The organism is Pseudanabaena sp. PCC 9330, assembly GCF_055795045.1.
In genome coordinates this window covers 1-18,853 of sequence record NZ_JAYFES010000116.1, presented here as the reverse complement: position 1 = coordinate 18,853, position 18,853 = coordinate 1, and the positions used below count along the sequence as shown (strand labels likewise).

At 57.9% G+C, this 18,853-nt stretch carries 15 protein-coding genes, 1 tRNA gene and 1 rRNA gene; 11 read left to right on the top strand and 6 right to left on the bottom strand.

Annotated elements, in window-relative coordinates; genetic code table 11:
* Nucleotides 1–66: 66 nt before the first annotated feature.
* Nucleotides 67–771 (bottom strand): SOS response-associated peptidase, encoded by a 705-nt coding sequence (locus AC0QKW_RS20885; protein WP_473153030.1) that lies wholly within the window; start codon nt 769–771, stop codon nt 67–69.
* Nucleotides 772–981: 210 nt separating this feature from the next.
* Here AC0QKW_RS20885 and AC0QKW_RS20880 point away from each other — a divergent pair, with 210 nt between their 5' ends.
* On the top strand, nt 982–1,536 hold the full coding sequence (locus tag AC0QKW_RS20880; RefSeq protein WP_473153029.1) for a hemerythrin HHE cation-binding protein: 555 nt from the start codon (nt 982–984) through the stop codon (nt 1,534–1,536).
* A gap of 116 nt (nt 1,537–1,652) precedes the next feature.
* On the opposite strand, the gene AC0QKW_RS20875 is transcribed toward AC0QKW_RS20880, so the two are convergent.
* Both AC0QKW_RS20875 and AC0QKW_RS20870 read right to left on the bottom strand, forming a co-directional pair.
* Nucleotides 1,653–2,816: an esterase-like activity of phytase family protein gene (locus AC0QKW_RS20875; protein ID WP_473153028.1), complete on the bottom strand. Its 1,164-nt coding sequence runs from the start codon at nt 2,814–2,816 to the stop codon at nt 1,653–1,655.
* A gap of 187 nt (nt 2,817–3,003) precedes the next feature.
* Nucleotides 3,004–5,019 carry an FAD-dependent oxidoreductase gene (locus AC0QKW_RS20870; protein WP_473153027.1) on the bottom strand — a complete coding sequence of 672 codons (2,016 nt, stop codon included), beginning with the start codon at nt 5,017–5,019 and terminating at the stop codon, nt 3,004–3,006.
* A gap of 220 nt (nt 5,020–5,239) precedes the next feature.
* Here AC0QKW_RS20870 and AC0QKW_RS20865 point away from each other — a divergent pair, with 220 nt between their 5' ends.
* From AC0QKW_RS20865 to hisIE, 3 genes are all read left to right on the top strand, one after another.
* Nucleotides 5,240–5,683 carry a PPC domain-containing protein gene (locus tag AC0QKW_RS20865; RefSeq protein WP_473153026.1) on the top strand — a complete coding sequence of 148 codons (444 nt, stop codon included), beginning with the start codon at nt 5,240–5,242 and terminating at the stop codon, nt 5,681–5,683.
* Nucleotides 5,684–5,814: 131 nt separating this feature from the next.
* Nucleotides 5,815–5,887 (top strand) — tRNA-Phe (locus AC0QKW_RS20860).
* Between the two features lie 160 nt (nt 5,888–6,047).
* Nucleotides 6,048–6,698, top strand: coding sequence for a bifunctional phosphoribosyl-AMP cyclohydrolase/phosphoribosyl-ATP diphosphatase HisIE (hisIE, locus tag AC0QKW_RS20855; RefSeq protein ID WP_473153025.1), 651 nt, complete (start codon nt 6,048–6,050; stop codon nt 6,696–6,698).
* 56 nt (nt 6,699–6,754) lie between these two features.
* Here the strand turns inward: hisIE and argF are convergent, their stop codons facing one another.
* On the bottom strand, nt 6,755–7,672 hold the full coding sequence (gene argF, locus AC0QKW_RS20850) for an ornithine carbamoyltransferase (RefSeq protein ID WP_473153284.1): 918 nt from the start codon (nt 7,670–7,672) through the stop codon (nt 6,755–6,757).
* A gap of 294 nt (nt 7,673–7,966) precedes the next feature.
* On the opposite strand from argF, the gene AC0QKW_RS20845 reads away from it, so the two are divergent.
* Nucleotides 7,967–10,270 carry a CapA family protein gene (locus AC0QKW_RS20845; RefSeq protein ID WP_473153024.1) on the top strand — a complete coding sequence of 768 codons (2,304 nt, stop codon included), beginning with the start codon at nt 7,967–7,969 and terminating at the stop codon, nt 10,268–10,270.
* A 132-nt stretch (nt 10,271–10,402) separates the two neighbouring features.
* Nucleotides 10,403–11,272 (top strand): aldose epimerase family protein, encoded by an 870-nt coding sequence (locus AC0QKW_RS20840; RefSeq protein WP_473153023.1) that lies wholly within the window; start codon nt 10,403–10,405, stop codon nt 11,270–11,272.
* A gap of 29 nt (nt 11,273–11,301) precedes the next feature.
* Here AC0QKW_RS20840 and AC0QKW_RS20835 read toward each other — a convergent pair whose 3' ends face one another.
* The gene (locus AC0QKW_RS20835; protein WP_473153022.1) at nt 11,302–12,741 is read right to left on the bottom strand and encodes an LCP family protein; all 1,440 of its coding nucleotides are present in this window, start codon (nt 12,739–12,741) and stop codon (nt 11,302–11,304) included.
* 396 nt (nt 12,742–13,137) lie between these two features.
* On the opposite strand from AC0QKW_RS20835, the gene AC0QKW_RS20830 reads away from it, so the two are divergent.
* The 5 genes from AC0QKW_RS20830 to AC0QKW_RS20810 all read left to right on the top strand — a co-directional run bounded on the left by AC0QKW_RS20830 (nt 13,138) and on the right by AC0QKW_RS20810 (nt 18,548).
* Nucleotides 13,138–14,199: a mannose-1-phosphate guanylyltransferase gene (locus tag AC0QKW_RS20830; protein WP_473153021.1), complete on the top strand. Its 1,062-nt coding sequence runs from the start codon at nt 13,138–13,140 to the stop codon at nt 14,197–14,199.
* A 236-nt stretch (nt 14,200–14,435) separates the two neighbouring features.
* Nucleotides 14,436–15,281 (top strand): hypothetical protein, encoded by an 846-nt coding sequence (locus AC0QKW_RS20825; protein WP_473153020.1) that lies wholly within the window; start codon nt 14,436–14,438, stop codon nt 15,279–15,281.
* Nucleotides 15,282–15,393: 112 nt separating this feature from the next.
* Nucleotides 15,394–15,543 (top strand): hypothetical protein, encoded by a 150-nt coding sequence (locus AC0QKW_RS20820; RefSeq protein WP_473153019.1) that lies wholly within the window; start codon nt 15,394–15,396, stop codon nt 15,541–15,543.
* 224 nt (nt 15,544–15,767) lie between these two features.
* Complete coding sequence (locus tag AC0QKW_RS20815) at nt 15,768–16,955, top strand: alpha/beta fold hydrolase (RefSeq protein ID WP_473153018.1); 1,188 nt, start codon at nt 15,768–15,770, stop codon at nt 16,953–16,955.
* 438 nt (nt 16,956–17,393) lie between these two features.
* Entirely contained in the window at nt 17,394–18,548 is a 1,155-nt protein-coding gene (locus AC0QKW_RS20810) for a hypothetical protein (protein WP_473153017.1), read from the top strand.
* Nucleotides 18,549–18,761: 213 nt separating this feature from the next.
* Here AC0QKW_RS20810 and rrf read toward each other — a convergent pair.
* Nucleotides 18,762–18,853, bottom strand: a 5S ribosomal RNA gene (rrf, locus tag AC0QKW_RS20805); the annotation flags it as partial.

The following is an 18,853-nucleotide window of genomic DNA, read 5'->3' as shown; positions in this document are numbered from 1 at the left end:
GAGAAGGACTCCTGAGTTTCATCGCCCGGTTTGTCACCGACAACTGACAGGGACGATTGGTATCGCTTAAGGCTCCAGTGTGCCCTCAGCAGATTCTAACGGGGCCATGCAGTCTGGGGTGTCATTTTGGGGCTTATTCACCACCGTTGAGACCGGGTAGCGATCCATCGCGTCGGCGTCGTAGGGGCGCAGCATAGCCTGAAGCAGCGGCGGCTGATAAAAATCGGGGTCCAGCCAGGGGGCATAGTCGTCGGGGGCCAAAATCACCGGCATGCGGGTGTGAATCGGCTCCATCAGCTCGTTGGGGGCGGTGGTGAGAATGGTGCAGGTTTGAATTTCGCCACCGCTGACCGGGTCGGCCCAGTGCTCCCACAGGCCCGCAAAGGCAAAGGGCGCATGGTCTCTGAGAAAAATGTAGTGGGGCTGCTTGGTTTTCTGCCCCGGCACGGTTTCCCACTCGTAAAATCCATCGGCCAAAATCAGACAGCGGCGGCGCTTAAAGGCAGCGCGAAAGGAGGGTTTCTCAGCCACGGTTTCGGCGCGGGCGTTGATCAGGCGACTGCCGATCGAAGGATCTTTGGCCCAGCTAGGAATCAGCCCCCAGAGGCGAAAGTCGAAATGGGGCTCTGGGGTTTCGGCGGTAGCAACCACCGTGGCAATGGGCTGGCTAGGGGCAATGTTGTAGCGGGGAACAACGGGAGAAGTAGGCTGAAGCCCAAAGACATCAGCCAGATCATCACCGGTTTTATTGAGGCTAAACCGTCCACACATGGGCGATGATTTCCTCTAGTTAAAAGGCTACAGCTATCGTAGCAACCGGGGGAGATAGGCTGGTCTGCTACGAGGAGGATTTGGGTGGGTGGGCAAGTTACTTTCGACTCGAACCTTTCCGAAGAGAGAGGGTGTTCTTTAATTCTTACGGAATCATGAGAGCCATGAGTAATGAAACAGTATCAAACGCCCAGTTAGGAGATAGATCTAATGACTGACATGACCACCTTAGCCACCAAGCTTGCTGACCTAAAACTTTTTCAAAATGTCTTAATTGACAGCGAGCAAAAGCTCATGGCCACCACCAGCGACAGCACCATTCGTGAGCGTCTGGAAGGGATGCTCAAGAGCGATCGCGCCAACCTTAGCAACATTGAAGAAGCTGCTACTAAACTAGGCTCTACAGCACAGCCGCGCGACATCACCCAAAAGCATGCTGAGTCCGTCAACAAAATGATGAATGGTGCAGACCTGTCCCTCTACGACAAGTTTTTTCAGCTTGAACTGTTGAAGCACCAGCAGGTAATGACGGGTTTGGTGCTGCACAAAGTCGGTCAAACCCTGAGCGATACGCTGCAAGATGCCATGGAGCCGCTCAACAAAGTGAACTTTGAAAATCGGGCTCACCAAGAGGTGCTCAAAGGCGTGCTTTACTTTGTTGGCACTCGCGAAATAGCCGGTACCGAGCCTGACATGGGCCTGTGGGCCAGCGTCGAGCAGGGCATTGCGGCGCTCAAAGGGGCGATCGGCAGTGCAGCTAGCTAATCAGCTGCTCTGTAATTGCTGCTAGGAGCGATAGCGCAACATCTTTGGGGTCTGTGGGCATGGGCATTGCCCACAGACCCTACGTTTGTGTGCCGTGTTTGGGCGCGATCGCAGCCCTACATTTGCAAACGCAGCAAAATCAGCTGGGTGGCGCGAACGCCCTCAAAGTTGTTATCACTCACAATCAGCAAACTCTGGCTGCCATCGGGCAGGCGCGGCCCCAACGTCATGCCCTCCAGGTTATCGATCGCTAAGGGCGTATCGGCAAAATCGAGCACCAGCTGCTTGCGAATAGGCGAGCTGCCGGAGACATCGCCCCGCAGACTGGGGATAGTGGAGGTATCAGTCGCACCACCTGTGGCCAATTGGTAGAGTTTGGCGGTGAAGCCTCGCAGACCAAAGCTGCGCTCTAGGGCCAAGAAGTGGCCTCCCTGATCCAGCACTACCAAAGCCGTCAACCCGTTGACCACCGCGCCGCTGGGTTCTAGATCGAGAGAATAGCGATGCTCAGCGATCAGCGTCGCCTGGTCTTCACCCACCAGATAGTGCAAAAACCGGCTGTTCAGCGGCTGGGCGGGGTTGTCGTCGTAGTCTTGCACCAGAGCCGACTCGGTGGCGGTAAACAGACGAAAAGGCTCGATCTGGCCCGCTGTGCCTGGGGCAGCATTGATCGCCAGCGACTCAAAGCTCAGGTTATTTTGTGCACCCTGGGTCTGGGCATCGGCACCATCGGGCAAATAGCGATCGGGAATCCGCAGAGTGGAAATCAGCTGCCCCGTAGCGCGGTCAAACTCCCCCAGCAGCGGCGGCACATCGCGGCGGGCGTCTCCCTCGCTGGCGATGAACAGGGTGTCGCGGGGCGACAGAGCCATAGCCTCAGGGTCAAGGTAGCCCTGGGGATAGGGGTTGCCCTCGTCGTCACTGAGGAGGGTAACGCCAGTGACAGCTACCGAGTCAAAACGGGGGCTGGCGGCTCCAGCAATTTGCAGGGCTAGGGTATAAAACCGCGACTGGCCAAACTGGCCGCGATCGTCAGACAGGGCGTAGAGCAGATCGCGGGGGCGATCGTAGGCCAAGGCCGACAGCCCGCCCACGGTAGTGCCCTCAAACGCTTGGGGCGGCAGGGTATAGACATCGAGCAGGTCAGCGCTGACGGGCAAAAACAGCCGGTCTTCAGCCTTGATCTGGGGGATAGCACAGCCGACCAAGCCCAGTAAAAGCAGCAGAGATAGCGATCGCCCCAGCCCCTTGAACCATCGCTGCCAGCCCATCTCATCCATCCTTGGTTCTCCCCTACAGATCCCGATTCTTAGCGTCATAGTCATTTCAGGCCATTTCAGACTCCAAACTGGTCACCTCACCATCCCAGCTCCGCAGGCACCAGGCATCTGCTCCGGAGTCAAATTGAATCTTGATAGCCGGCTTCGCATCCAGCCATCACAATGAACCGTCACCCTTGAACGGGTATCACCAGGTAAACCGTAGCCCCTGCTCCACTAAAAACGCTTGCAGCGCAGGCATCTGCCCCGTCACCACCACCTGGGCCGGGGTCAGGTCGTAGGGCCGGGCATGACGTAGCAGCCACCCCGCTGTTGCCCCAGCGGCCCCGCCCACGCTCCACTCGCCGTAGTGCACCCGCGTCACCCCATTGACGATGTGGCTGACCGCCATGCTCTTGCCGCCAATCAGCACATTGTCGACCCCCTGGGGCACCAACGCCTCTAGGGGAATCTGCAGGGGGCGCACCACAAACTCCTTGATGCTGGCCCCCGCCGCCTCGTAGGAGGGCCGCCACGACCGGTAGCGGCAGCCGTGGATGTCAATGTCGTAGTGGGCTAGGGCGACAGCGGTAGCGCTAAAGTTGCGGCCACCCGTCATGTCTTCGCGCAGGTCGGCCTCTACCGCCATAAAGCTATCTTGGCCGTAGGCCGGGCGACCTAAAATGCGCCGCCCCTCCCGAATGTAGGGCACCATGCTGAGGCCCGACTGGGTGCCCAGGGGCGCGTCGCCACCCTTAAGCAGGGTCAGCGGTAGTTTGTTGGTGGCTTCGGTTTCCATTAGCCATTCGGCAAACATCAGCGCGTGCAGCTCGCCCTGATAGAGCGACTCTACCGACAGGCCGCCCATCCAGTCTTGCTGCTGCCCCGAGAGGCGAATATCCTCCTCACCAAACACCAAGGGTGGATCCATAAAGTGCCAATCGTTGCCCTTGTTCCAGTTGATCAGGGTCATCTCCCCAGGGCGGGTGATGTTGATGTTTCCTGCCCCAGGCTGCTGGCTGACAATGCGGCGGTAGTTAAACACGCTGCCAAAGTTAAAGAAGGCAAAGCCTTCTAGGTCAAACTCCTTGCGGTGGTCAGCTCGGGAGAGGGCTGGCTCTAGCTTTTGCAGGGCTTTTAGGCTTTCGTTTTTATCGTTGAGGGTAGCCAGCACAAAGGGGTAGGTATAGGCCTGGGTGCAGTCGGGGTTTTCTTTGGGCGGGGCATTGACCTCCCCCGTGAAAGATTGAGCATCAGACCCTAGACGGTGGGGCAGGTTGGCCCAGCCCACCAGCTCACCGGTGTCGGTGGCGTCGATCACGATCATCGATCGATTGGGCGGCGGCTGTAGGCGAATGGGAATTTTGTTGTAGGTCGCATCGTCAGACCAGTCATACCAGCTCGCTAGCTCCTGGGAGAGCCGCCCGGTGGGCACATAGTCAGCATCGTAGGGAATGCGCTTGACGCCGTAGATCGCGGTCACGTAGCGGCCCGAGAAGTCAAAGGCAGCCCCTTTGAAGGCGGTGGAGGTGGCCCAGCGGCTATCGGGTGATGCGATCGCAGCCTCACGCATCACCATTTCAGCAGCAGTGGCCCCGGCACGCGGGGTAAAGCACAGCTCGCCCACCCAGCAGCTATTGACCTGCTCTACCGTCTTCTCAGCGGGCAGCCCCGTCCAGGTGGGCAGATACACTGGCTGGCGTTTAATCAGCGCCTTCAGCGACTCCCAACTGGGGGAAAAGTTTCGTCGCCATCGCATCGCCCGCGACTCATCAATGGCCGACACCCCCTGAGAGCTCATCTGCCCCCCCAGCCAAGGAGTCAGCTCAATTAAACAGGTGGTAACGCCAGTTTTCATAGCGTGAGATGCGGCTGACACCCCCCCCAGGGTGCCGCCAATCACTACCACCTCGCAGGTCCAGACTTCTTCGGCTAAGGGCAGGGGTGAGAGAGTAGGGCGTCCATTGGCGGTCTGAATCTGGCGAATGCCGGTGGCCACCTCGGCCCGGTTGACAATCTGCCCCACGGGTCGCTGAGCAAACTCTACCGGCGGTCGCCAGTACTCACTGGCACTCCGAAAGGCTAGCAACAGCAGCGTACTGCTCAGCAGCGCCAGGGTCATCAACCGTCTAGGGCGACGGGAGACTCGCCGCCGTTTACCCTTCTTGGTCTTTGACGGCTTTGACGGCGGTGAACGATGGTAACGGCGCTCCGACGTAGACAAGGGTTACAAACCTGGGGGTTGGTCGTCTGTGAGTGTAGCAACGAAACCGCGAACCGAGGCGTCTATTTCAGTTTTAGGGCTGAGCATCTAGTAGCTGAGACCAGTACCTAAGGGGTATGTGTAGACTTTTTTAGTTACCCAAGCAATTCTATGATTTGGGCCATAATGGTCTCAAAATCGCATTCAACGGCCAAATTTGTTTCCCCTTACCTCTGACTCTATGCACCTTCACCTTCGGCGCGGCCTGCTGCTCCCCCTGGCGTTGACGACCCTGGCACTTACCTCAGTCAAGGTCAATGCGCAGACTCTGGTGTATACGCCTGTTCCGCTCCCTACATCCCGCGAGGTAAATGACGCCCTTAGCAGTCGCGACATCCCTACCGGGGTTGGCGGCTTTGCCCGTGACTATACGGTCAATTTAGAGGCCGGTGACCAGGTAGCGATCGATGTGGTGTCTGATGAGTTTGACACCCTAGTGATCTTGATGAATAGCGATGGCGTCACCGTCGGCGAAAATGACGATGGCCCCGATGGCACCACCAATTCTCTCCTGTTTGCCCGCATCAGTGAGGCGGGCTCTTATACCGTGCGCGTGCAATCCTATGCCGGCCAGGGTACGGGGCAGTTTTATCTAAAGGTGGCCCGCCTGAGAGAAGTGCAGTAGGAGCTGGCGAGGCTTTGCCCAGGGCAAATTATCCCTTGGGCAGTCGGCCACCCCAGTTTTTTTTGGTCTGCGCTTGTCATAGGGGACACTGGCTTGCTATCTTAAGTGAGCGCTGAAATTTGCGCTCCCAAGCCGGGATAGCTCAGTTGGTAGAGCAGAGGACTGAAAATCCTCGTGTCGGCGGTTCAAGCCCGCCTCCTGGCATATGTTTCAGTTATGTCGTTGTGCTGCCCTAGGTCTTGCTAGGGCTGAGCATCGGCGTCCTCGGCGTAATGGCTATCGCTGTACCCATAGCTATGGCCATAGATATATACAGGGGCAGCAAAGTACTAGAGTAGAGGAGATTGTTTCGCTGCTCGATGTCATGGTTACTTCTCAGGTCTCACCCTTTGCCACCGCTGTGCCGGTCGATCGCATTCGCTACAACGACCAGGGGTTGGTGCCAGCCATTGTGCAAGACCACCTCGACGGCACCGTGCTGATGATGGCCTGGATGAATGCCGAGGCAGTGCAAAAAACCCTAGACAGCGGCGAAACCTGGTTTTGGAGCCGATCGCGCCAGGAGTTTTGGCACAAGGGGGCGACCTCGGGCCATGTGCAGCGGATGCGGTCGATTCGCTACGACTGCGACTGTGATGCCCTGCTGGTGACCGTTGAGCAGGTCGGCGACATTGCCTGCCACACCGGGGAGCGCAGCTGCTTTCACCAGGTGGATGGCGGCAAAATTGCGCCACCAGCCGATACCCTATCCCAGGTGTTTGGGGTGATCTGCGATCGCAGAGACCATCCCAACCCCGACTCCTATACCTGCAAACTGCTGGCCGGGGGCGACAACAAAATTCTCAAAAAAATTGGCGAAGAAGCCGCCGAGGTCGTGATGGCCTGTAAAGATGATGACGGAGATGCGATCGCAGGAGAAGTCGCCGACCTCTTTTACCACACCCTCGTGGCCATGGCCCACCACGGCGTCGATGTAAAAGCTGTCTATCGTAAATTGCAGGAACGTAGGCGGTAAGGTGAGTTTTCAGTTTTGAATATTGCGCTAGCAATTGAATTCAAAACTCCTCCCCGTCATCCCAAAACGCTCGCCAGCAGGGCTTTCTGCGCATGCATCCGGTTCTCTGCCTGATCCCACACGCGGGAGGCCGGGCCTTCAATTACCGCGTGGGTGATCTCTTCACCCCGGTGGGCGGGCAGACAGTGGAGCACCATGGCATCGGCACTGGCCTGGGCCAGCAGGGCGTCATTGACCTGATAGGGCTGAAACAGCGGCAGGCGCTCATTCGCTTCAGACTCTTGGCCCATGCTGGCCCACACGTCGGTGTAGAGCACCTGGGCATCTTTGACCGCCAGCTCTGGGTCGGTGGTGATCAGCACTTTGCCGTCGCCCTGCATCAGGCTTTTGGCCTGGGCGACGACCGTCGGGTCGGGCGCATACCCCTCTGGCCCAGCAATGTGTACATTCATACCGACCATGGCGCAGCCCAGCAGCAAAGAATGGGCGACGTTGTTGCCGTCTCCTAGATAGGTGAGGGTCAGGCCTGCCAGGTCGCCAAATTTTTCTTGGATGGTGAGCAGGTCGGCCAAGATCTGGCAGGGGTGCTCCAGATCGGTCAGGGCGTTGATCACCGGTATGGAGGCGTAGTCGGCAAATTCTTGAACTTCGGCCTGGTCGAAGGTGCGAATGGCCACCACGTCGAGGTAGCGATCGAGCACCCGCGCGGTATCGCTATTGGGCTCGCCCCGGCCCACCTGGGTCACCCCCGAGTGCAGGTCGAGCACCTGCCCCCCCATCTGGTACATAGCCACCGAAAAGCTGACGCGAGTGCGGGTCGAGGCCTTGCGAAACAGCAGCCCCAATACCTTGTTGGGAAACTGAGGATTTTGCTTGCCCGCCTTGAGCTCGGCGGCAAAGGCTAGCAGGTCTTGCAATTCCTGGGCGGTGAGGTCGCTGAGGCTGAGCAGATCGCGACCGCTGAGGGGGGGCATAGCCATGGGCAAGGGTCAATAAAAACTAAGAGATTAGCAGATTTAGAGCAACATTATGGGGAAGCCGCTGCCGGGTCTGTAGCCAGAGGGGCAAAACGGACGATCGTCCTTTGCGCACACCTGGTCGTGGAGATAGAGTAGAGCGATGGTCTAGCTGCAAGTGTGTCGCCCTCCTGACTGTGAACTATGATTGGGGCATCGCATCTGCCGCGGCGGTTTCGGTCTTTGGTTTTGTCACCGCAGACTGGGTACGGCCACACTTGACCTTGCTGTCTTTTCAAGTCTGCACATCCTATGATTAGCGCGGTTGTTCCTCCCCAGCCTCGGCCTTTGCCGTCGGTGCCGCAGATTGATCTCTCTGCGGTGCGATCGCGGGCAGCGGCGGGCTACTTTCGCGACATTGCTCTATGGCTCAACCAGCCCCTGGCCCCCCACGGCATTTTTGTGCAGGTGCTGGCCGATCGTCCAGGCTGTTTAGGGCTGGTGGTAGAGTTTGAGCAACCACCCATCAAAGACCACCTGTTGCGGTTTCTCTGCCACCGAGTCTGGCTCCTCAACTCAGAATTAATTGAGGGCATCTGCGTCGTGGCTCGCCCCCTCGGTCACCGCCGGGTGCTGTGGCAACAGCGCATCAAGATTTCTACCCCGGCCCTTAAGCAGCGTCGGGCCGGGGTAGCCGCCCAGGCCCCATCGAGGCGATCGCCTACTCCCCTGCCCCCCCGACTCCACCGTCCTGCTCCGTCAAACCCAGCGGCCAAACAGCTGACGCGCGAGCGCCTGCAATCGCTGCGCACCTTTGTGCTATCGGGTTCTGCGGTAGCAGCCTTTGTTATGGGTTGTCTGTTAGAAACCATCCTGTCTGGGGCCACCCCTACTCTGCCCCAGATCCAGGCCCAGGGCGAGGTGTCGCCACGCAGCGCCGAGTCAGCCGCTGGCAAGACTGATCCAGGCGCAGCCATACCAGCCTTGGCCACGTCCCCTGCGGCTCCCGCCGAAGCCGTAGCTGACCGCCCCACCGTTGTCGATGCCGCCCTAGAGCCGGTGGGGGTGCTCACCCATCAAAAGGCAACGGCAGCCGCCTCTAGCGATGTCACCCTGCTGTTTGGGGGCGATATTGCCCTAGACGATATCGCGCCAGAGACACTCACTGCGCCGGGAGGCTTCTTTGCTGACGTCGCCGATTACAGCCAAGCCGATCTGGCCTTAGTCAATCTGGCCACCCCCCTAGCCTCCGCCGCCACCAACCTGCAAGAAGAACTGCGCCACCAAAACCGTACCGAGGCCGCCGACCTATTGGTCAACAGCGGGGTAGACATTGTCAACCTCACCCACAGCCGGCTGATGGACTACGGCACCGCCGGGCTCGACGAAACCCTGACCACCCTGGACAGCCGAGGGCTGTACCGCATTGGGGCTGGACGCAACGCCCTAGAAGCGCGCCGACCCGAGGTGCTCGACGTCAAGGGTAAGCGCATCGCCTACCTGAGCTACGCCATGGGGGGCAACAACGCCGCCCACGACGGTAGCATTCTCAGAGAACGGGCCGGGGCCAACGACCAGGCGATCGCGAAGGAACTTGAAACCTTCAAAACCGCCGTCGCCTTTAAAGAGCGAGCTGGCTTCAACGCCCAAAACATGCCCGAAATCGTGGCCGACATCCAGGCTCTGCGTCCCGAGGTTGACTGGATTGTGGTGAACTTTCGCTGGGTAGACCACCTCAGCGAGCAGCCCAACTTTATGCAGACCAACCTGGCTCGCCTCGCCATCGATCAGGGGGCAGATGTGGTGGTGGGCTACCACCCCACCGTCATTCAGGGGGGAGAAATCTATAAGGGCCGGCCCATTGCCTACTCCCTAGGTGACTTTGTCTTTCATCCCGACGAGCCTATCGAAAACCAAGACTCGGCAGTGCTCAAAGTAGCCCTCAAAGACGACCAGATGCGAGTCGAGCTGGTGCCCGTGCAGGTGCGTGATTCTCGCCCTAAAGCCCTCACTGGGTCAGCCAGTCAGGCGGTGCTCCAGCGCATTGAGCAGGCGTCGTCACAGTTTGACCAGCCTCTCAAGTCGCCGATTGTCCTCGATCTGAAGGCTCCAGAGGTACCTCCAGAAACCGTTAGCGATCCGGGTGGTTCCTTTGTCTCCCCCGACGATGCAGACATCGTGCCAGTGGAGCTAAAAACCAGTCCAGAGGCTGTGCCCCTCCCGGCTACGGAGAATCCGGACAATCAGCCGGTAGTACCAGAAGGCGCTGCCCCCCTGACTGAGGTGTCTGAACCTGGAGTCTTACCCGAGATAGAGGTTGAGTTTGAAGAAGCTCTGCCAGACTGGGGCACTAAGGTGTCGCCCCAGCAGCAAGAGTTTAAGCCAGTGCCGCCCCAGCGCCAGGGTGGTGCTGAGGCAGATCTGCGTTCTGAAGCCGTGCCGGACAGCACTGCACAATCTCTCTACGCCGGTTCGTCCCTGCCTCACCTCTGGGGCGAAGAAGATCTGGAAGGAAAAGAACTCGCCGCTCTCTCCCCGTCCCAGAATGATGCCCTCGACCAGGCCGATTGGGCCGATGTTTTACCTCCCAGCCCGGTGGCAATGGCGACCAACTGAAGCCATTTTTGGGCCAGCGTTAACCCCAGGCAACCCGCATTGCCTGGGGTAGCTTGCCGGGTTGAAGGCGCAGCCGCTGCGAGGAGGCGATCGCTGTGGTAACGTCTAGGCATACTGCTCCGAGGTTGTCCTGTGTTTGCCGTTGCTCTAAAAGCAGACTCTTCGCCCACCTATGTGTTGTCGGATACAGAGGCTGATGCTCGCCTGGAGCTAGTGCCCGATCGCGGCGGCCTAGCTACCCAGTGGGTAGTAGAAGGTCAGGACATCTTTTACTTTGACCGCGATCGCTTTGCCGACCCCAGCCTCTCGGTGCGCGGCGGCATCCCCATCCTGTTTCCCATCTGCGGCAACCTGCCCAACAACCAGTACAGCCTAGAAGGGCAGACCTACCACCTCAAGCAGCACGGCTTTGCCCGCGACCTACCCTGGCAGGTGACCCACCAAGGGGTCACTGAGGCCGCCAGCCTAACCCTGGAGCTGACCAGTGACGAGACCACCCTGGCCCAATATCCCTTTGCGTTTAAGCTGGCCTTTACCTTCAAGCTCAAGGGCCACATCTTAGAATTGCAGCAGCAATTTACCAACCTGGCCGATGCGCCCATGCCCTTTTCCACGGGGCTGCACCCCTACTTTTTGGTTGAAGACAAATCTCAGCTTGAGTTTGAGATTCCGGCTACGGAGTTTCGCAACCACCTTACCGGTGAAGTCGAGGGCTTTGACGGCAGCTTTGACTTTGAGCAGGACGAAATTGACCTAGCCTTTCAGCAGCTCACCGCCCCGGCCGCTACGGTCACTGACCACCATCTGAGACGCCGCCTAACAGTATCGTGGAGCGCAGACTACACCAAACTGGTGTTTTGGACTGTAAAGGGCAAAGACTACTACTGTCTAGAGCCCTGGACAGCCCCCCGCAATGCCCTTAATACTGGCGAAAATCTTCTGTTTGTAGCCCCTCAGCAAACATGGGAAACTACGGTACGTATGGCGGTGGCATTTCTCTGAGCAGACCCCACCCGGCTCTCGGCCATAGACTATTGGAACGAGGCATTGGTATCTCGATCGCTCTGATCGGCCCAGTCTCGGCCCACGCGAATAGTGATATCAGACCCCAGAGCGCCAGTAGACTCGGCCCGGGCGCGCCCCACACCCAGCAGTGACTCCACCATGCGAGCGCTGTTAATATCGCCCTGCTGAGCTAAGACCTCAGTCTGAGCTAGGGTGCCAGCCCAGTTATCAATCAGATAGACATTTTTAAACCCATTGTCGCGCAGATAGGTAGCTACTGCTGTGGCTTGGTCGGGGTTGCCCGAGGCGTCTTGGACGGCGATCGCCAGATCTGCCACATAGCGCCCTCCTACGCCATCGGCGTAGACACCAACACTGCCGGTTTGAAAGAAATCTTGCACCACGCTGGCCGAGGCATCCCAATCGGGCAGCCAGTAGCTGGCATTAAACTCAGCCGCGGTACTAAAGCGGCCTGGCAGCATCACCATTTGCAGCTGGTCAGGCTCTAGTTCGAGGCCAAAGTTGGCGATCGCCAGCATTTCTTCTAGGGTCAGGTTTGTGTCGACATAGCGCAGCGCCACCCGAATGGCCTGGGGCAGCTTAGGAATCACCGTTGGGCTAGTCAACCGCTCTCGCAGTGCCCGCAGCAGCATCTGCTGGCGCTGCACTCGACCGATATCGCCATTCTCCTGGCGAAAGCGGGCAAACTGCTCGGCCTGGTCACCATTGAGGGTTTGCCAACCGGGGTAGAGGTCAATGTAGAGCCCCTGAGTGCGATCGGTGTACTCCATTCGCTTGGGCACATTGACCTCAACACCCCCCACTAGGTCGACAATCTCACGAAAGGCGGCGGTGTTGACCCGCACATAGCGATCGATAGGAATGTTGCCCAGATTATAGCCAATAGTTTGGGCCACCAATTCTGGCCCCCCTAGCACGTTGGCCTGGTTGATCTTATCCATGCCAAAGCCCGGTATCTGCACCCGCGTATCGCGAGGAATCGACATCACATTGAGACGCCCCGTCGCGGTATCGACCCGAACCAGCAGCAAGGTGTCAGTGCGCCCCGCAAACACCTCCTCAGAGTTTGGCTGGGCTTCAAGCACTTCATCGATGCCCATGACCAAGATATTGACCGGGCGGGTGACCTGATAACGAAACCCCGACTGCCACAGGTCACCAAAGCTAGCTGGTCGGCTGGCTGTCGTCCCCAGAGATGAAGGCAGTGGTACGGTCAGCGCTACTACAGCACCAAGCACCGCAGAGGCAGCAGCGGTGCCCACAAACAGGCTACCCCACAGCAGCGAGTTGACCCAGCGGCGGGTGGCCTTGGCTGGGGTTTGAGATGGTAGAACAGCAGCGTGATCTACCTGAGATTCGCAGGGCTCTCCAGCCGATGACTCGCTAGTATCAGAGGGCAATGGCGGGAGCACACTAGAGTCAACTTGCTTGAGAGGGGTCGTCATAGATACCTGCTAACTTGCCGCTGCGCTGTACCACCATAGCTCCTGTTACGACCTTGCTCAGCAGCACGGTTGTAGCTCTGGCTCCTATAGAGCTGGCTCGTCTAGATTGAACCCCTCTCGGTCTAGCTCCTAGAGTGTGCTTCTAGATCAAACCGATGGAGACACAGGGCTCAGGTCACTGGGCAACAGCACCAGCGCACCTGGCCGAGACTCCCTCAAAACTTCGCAGCAGGTTGATGTATTAATCAATATTAAGCGAACAATAGCCTGATCTGGTCTGCCCCGGGGTAGGATTGGGCCACTTTGGTGAGATGGCCTAGGCCAACATAGCAGTAGCCCCGGCCCCAGGGAAACGCTATCCCCAGAGTGCTATGTAAGACACCTAGGAAACCTACTATGCCGACAATGATTCCGATTATTTTGGCGGGGGGTAAAGGTGAGCGATTCTGGCCCGTGAGTCGCTTGGCCAACCCCAAGCAGTTTCTATGTCTCGACGGCAGCGATCGCAGCCTGCTCCAGGCCACTGCCGATCGCCTGCTGAGCCTAGCTGACGGCTGGGAAAATCTCTGGGTGATCACCGCATCTCACCTAGCAGACCGAGTGCGCGAGCAGCTACCCGAGCTACCCGACACCAACCTGCTGGTCGAACCCGTGGGGCGCGACACGGCCCCAGCAGTGGCCTGGGCCACCCTAGAAGTAGTCCAGCGCTACGGCAATGATGCCATCGTGGGCTTCTTCCCCGCCGATCACTGGATTGCCGACCAGGACGCCTTCTGCGAAACCTTAGCGGCAGCAGCAGCAGCGGCCACCGCCAAGGGGGCGATCGCCACCCTCGGCATTACCCCTACCTACCCCGCTACCGGCTACGGCTACATCGAGCAGGGTGACAGCGCTGGCACCTACAACTCTCTCAGCGCCTACGCCGTCAGCCGCTTTACCGAAAAGCCCGACGCCTCCACTGCCCAAACCTTCATCGACAGCGGCCGCTTCAGCTGGAACAGCGGCATGTTTATCTTCCCCGCCGGGGTCATGGTCAACGAGCTAAAAAACCATGCCCCAAAGCTAATGCAAGCACTGATCAGTCAGGGCATCGACGCCTACCCCAGCCTAGAAAAGCTCAGCATCGACTATGCCGTCATGGAGCACACCGATCGCGCCTACGTCATGCCTGTCACCTTTGGCTGGGATGACCTGGGCGACTGGAACGCCGTCGAGCGTCTGCTCAAGCAGCCCGGTGACAAAAATGTAGACCTGGCCACCCATGTGGCCCTCGACACTGAGGGTAGCATTGTCTACTCAGCTGACCCTGAGGAGGTGGTGGTCACCATTGGCCTAGAGGATGTGGTGATCGTGCGCGACGGCAACGCCACTCTGATTGTGCGCAAAGATCGCACCCAAGATATCAAGGCCGCTGTCAAACAGCTGGGGTCAGAAGAACGCTTTAAGCATCTACTGTAGCTTTGCCCATGAACCGACCCAAACCGATTCGCTGCCTATTGGTAACGCTCCAAAGTCACCTGGATTAGGTTCTACGTTAGGCATTGGTAGGCTTAACCAGTGGGTAATCCTCAGCTCAAATACCTTCAACTCTGATATAGAACGTTCTGCCTTCAGCGGCGGTTGATATAATGCGATGATCAGACGTTTATATGCACCGTGCTGCGGAATTCCGTGGCATTCCGCAACATTGAGTCATGCCTCCAACCATTGATGACATCGATTTTCAGGCTCGCCAGGGGAGTGTAGCTGCCATCATTCAGCTTTTAAATGAGCACTTTGCCGAAGAGAGCATCCGCACCCGCGCTATCCAAGACAATGGGGTACTGCAACTGCTAGTTGAAGCACCCACCGCCGATGCCCTACCCAAAGAATCGGTGATCGACGAGGTGCGCCAAGTGCTTGAATCGATCAGCCCACGAGGCATTAGTCGGGTCAACATCAACAGCCGTATTGTGCAAGAGCATCAGCTGCTCTGGCTCGATGAAATTAAGCGCAACCCAGGCAAGAGTCTGCTCTGGTCAGAGCCGATTGTGCTTAAGCGCCCCAACCCAGTGGTGCGGCTATGGCGAGAGCTGCGGGCACCCCGCCAGCGCAACCCCTTTCTCGACGATGTCTATCAGAAAAAACCAGTCTCTAGCCGCAGCGCCTTCTGGCGAGGGCTGATCGGCGGAGCCAGTCTGGCACTGCTGCTGCTGCTGGTAGGCTGGGCGACCAAAGACTGGCTGGGGGTTGACCTAGGTCTGCGATCGCTCGGCACCGCCCCTGAGCCCGCCGCACCCAGTTCATCCGCGCCAGCGGGGCAAGACCCCTTCGTATTGGCGGTGCGCATTGCCCAACAATCTGTAGAAGACGGCCAGTCTGCCACTACCGCCTCCGATTGGCTTGACCTAGCGGTACGTTGGCAACGAGCCTCAGATCTGATGGCTGAAGTTCCCCCCGAAGACGATCGCTATCCTATCGCCCAAGACCGTGTAGAGACCTACTCTGCCAACAAGGCCATGGCCCTCAACGAGGCCGAGAAACGTCAGCAAGCGAACTAAACTTGAGGCTTCATGCAGGACTCAGCCCAGACGATGCAGCGATTGCATATCGGTCAGGCCAAGTTCTGCGGGGATTTGTTATATCAGAGGTATAACAATTCTGCGTACAGCTATGGCCTCTTTAACATCACAACAATCGTCTACCCATTCGCCTAAATCAGCCCGCGAAGCTCTAAAAAATCGTGAAGACTTTAGCCTTTGGGCAGAGGCCGTCAAACAGCAAATGCTGGCTGCCCTACAAAAGCGTCAGCGCTCTAACTGATCGATGCATCTATTGAGTAGATGAGACCCTCGGATTTGTCAGGCATTCGGGGGTTTATTGTCTTTCAGGGGTCTTTCCTCTACCCAGGCCCCATTGACGAGAGATAAGCGTAGGTACACAATCGATTCTATTGCCGAGATGGCTGCGATCGCTCCCCATTAAGCCCTTACATGCGCACGAGACTTACCAACACCTGGAACAGCCCCAACCGGTGGATTGTTCTCTTGGCTGCAACCCTTTTTATTATGGGTATCGGGGCCGCGATCGCATTTCTGTTCAAATTCTACCGCGCCGCAACACCCCAAACGCCATCGGCCTTCTACACCCCACCCGAGCCCCTGCCCCAGGGTAAGCCCGGCACCATCCTTCGCCAAGAACCGTTGCCGAGCCGTCTACCTGAAGGAGCCCAGGCATGGCGGGTCATGTACCTATCGACGGATCTAGAGGGAGATGCGATCGCCGTCACCGGCACCGTTGTCGCCCCTGCTGGCACGAGCACTAAACCCCGTAATATCATCACCTGGGCTCACGGTACAACCGGCATTCGGCCAGAGTGTGGCGTCAGCCACACCAAAGACCCTTACCAACAAACCCCTATCATTGACCGCATGCTGGCCGAAGGGTTTGTGGTGACAATCACAGATTATCCAGGGCTCGGCACCCCCGGCACTCACCCCTATATGGTGGGCACCGTGGCAGCACAGAGCGTGCTCGACTCAGTGCGGGCCGCCCGCCACATCACTGAAGTCAACGCAGGGAATAGTTTTGTGGTGTGGGGTGCCTCTCAAGGCGGCAATAGTTCCCTCTGGACAGCCCAGATAGCAGCAGACTACGCCCCTGAGCTAACACTATTGGGCACAGCGTCATCGGCACCCGCCATCGATCTGCGCGGCATTGTCGAATTTAACTTAGACAAACCTGCTGGCGGCATCTTTCTGGGTCTAGTCTTCGCGGCTTGGGATACGGTTTATGCGGATGCCCAGCTCGATGCGATCATCCGACCTGAGGAACGAAGAAACTTTGACCGCATGATTGAACCCTGCTTTACGGCATTGGCGGGCTTTCTGCGAGTGAAAGATAGTCTGCGGACACCCGAGCAATACCTGAGTGTAGACATCCTCAAGACCGAGCCATGGAGCACCCTGTTTAAGGAAAATACACCCCATGCCCCGATTGACGTACCAATTCTCATTGCCCACGGCACTGCCGACCCGTTGATTCCTATAGAGCTGAGCGAAGCGGAGGTCGCCCGCCGCTGTGAGGCCGGAGAAGATGTACAGTTTGCTCGCTATCCCGGTTCGTCTCACGACGCTCGCGAAGATACAGCGGTGCATATCCTGGGCTGGGTAGTCGATCGCTTTGCCGGGCGACCCACCGCTTCAAACTGCGCGAGAAGCCAGATAAGTCAATAGACTCAACATCGCCTTTCTTAAACATCAGAAGAAAGGCATCAGACCGTCATTGCTAGGACAGAATTTTTTTAAAGAGAACCCCGTCTTTCATAATCACAGTCACGTTATTAACAGGGTCTTCAATTATTTAGAGTAGATTCCATCCCCAACGGCTACCTTAATCTGGCTGGCCCCCAGCATCAGTTGCTCACGGGTGCGGCACAATACTTCGTCTACCCCGTCCTACCTCAAACGCCTCCACCAGGTTCAGCTTATCTGTTTCGGATTTATCTGTTTCATATAAGGTTTTGCTAAGGTACCGTAGCGCTTGGCATCTAGGCTGTTCGCAACCAGTACAACAACCAACTATTGAGGGCTTGCAGTACGTTAAGAATTAGCAGCCAGCGCAAAGCAAGACGCTATATAAATAGCTCAGCAGTTGTCGAAAGGTTATCAACAATGAAAATTCGCTCAATCTTGGCATATTCAGCTTTGGTCTGTGCCGCTGCCGTTCCAGTGATCAGCACTCCTCAGATTGTTAAGGCAAATGTGCCCCTCTCCACCGCCACCGTTATTGCCCAACAAGCCCCCCTGAACCTGGTGGGCGAAGGCGAAGGCACCCTCACCATTGGCACCCGTCCCAGCCAAACCGTTACCTTTGCCACCGTCACCACCACCAACCAACAGGCCGAGATCACCCTGCGCCTGACGGATGGCAACCTGCAGCGGTGGAATGGTCAGGTAGTCAGCCGCAGCACCGGGGAAGCCCAGATTCGGTTGACCAGCGCCGGTGGGGCCGACGCCACCGGCACCTTCACCGTCCGCTACCAAGACTCCACACTGATCTCTATCAGCGGCAGCGGCACTCTAGATGGCCAGGCCCTGTCCCTACGCTTCACCATTGCCGACGACAGCGTCAGCCGGCCCCCGGTCGCAACCGTGGATACCTTTGCTCAATCGGGCCAGGGCACCTTCGGCCTTCAAGGCCGCCCCAACCAACCCATCACCTTTGCCTCAGTCACGGTTCAGCCCGATGACAGCGCTGAACTTACAATCCGCTTGGCTAACGGCAACAACATTGCCTTCGCCGGACAACAAACCCGCAGAACCGCTGAAGATATCGTCCTCAACATCACCTCTTCGGGTAACGCCGATGCCCAAGGCCCCGCCAACATCCGCTACGGCCCCAACAACTCAATCGTCAGCATCTCCTCTAACGGCACTCTAGACGGTCAACCGTTCTTCATCCAATTCAGCGGTCAGACCAGCGCTGCCCAGCCTGCCGTACAGCCCACTCCCCTACCCGCCGCCGTCACCCCGGCAGCGGGGACAGTAATTTGTACCGGGCGCATGCAGAATGGCTGGCAGTACCGGGCTGAAGTCAGAAACCAGCGGTTCACGCAAATCAACTGGGAGCGATCGGGCGTAGAACCGACCGTATCGACCCTGCGTTTTTATCGAAATAATGCCCAGGGTCAGCCCGTCTACAAAGGAGCTTTTCGGGCGGCAACGGAGGTGACGCTGGTTGACCTCAGTGGCGGCAATCCCCGCCAAGGCTCCCAGGTCTCCATCGGGGTAGAAGAGTGGGGTTGGTCGCGGGGTAACTGCCGCTAAGCCTATGTAGCCTCCTGCTCTGCCCTTGCCCTGAAAACCTATAAAGCCCAAACTCCCTTTCCTGAACTGGGGAAAGGGGTTTTGGGTGATGATTCTGCCCCCTGCAACGTCCAGAATAGTTAGGAAATACTCCCAAAGTTAAGCCATCCTAGCCCTTATGATTCATGTGAAAAACAAAACCCCCGTACCTTGAGGACGGGGGTTTGAATAGGGACCTGGCATCGAGCTATTTTGACAAGGGGCAACCCCCTCACTATCTTCGCCGCAGCTGCGTTTCACGACTGAGTTCGGGATGGGTCAGAGTG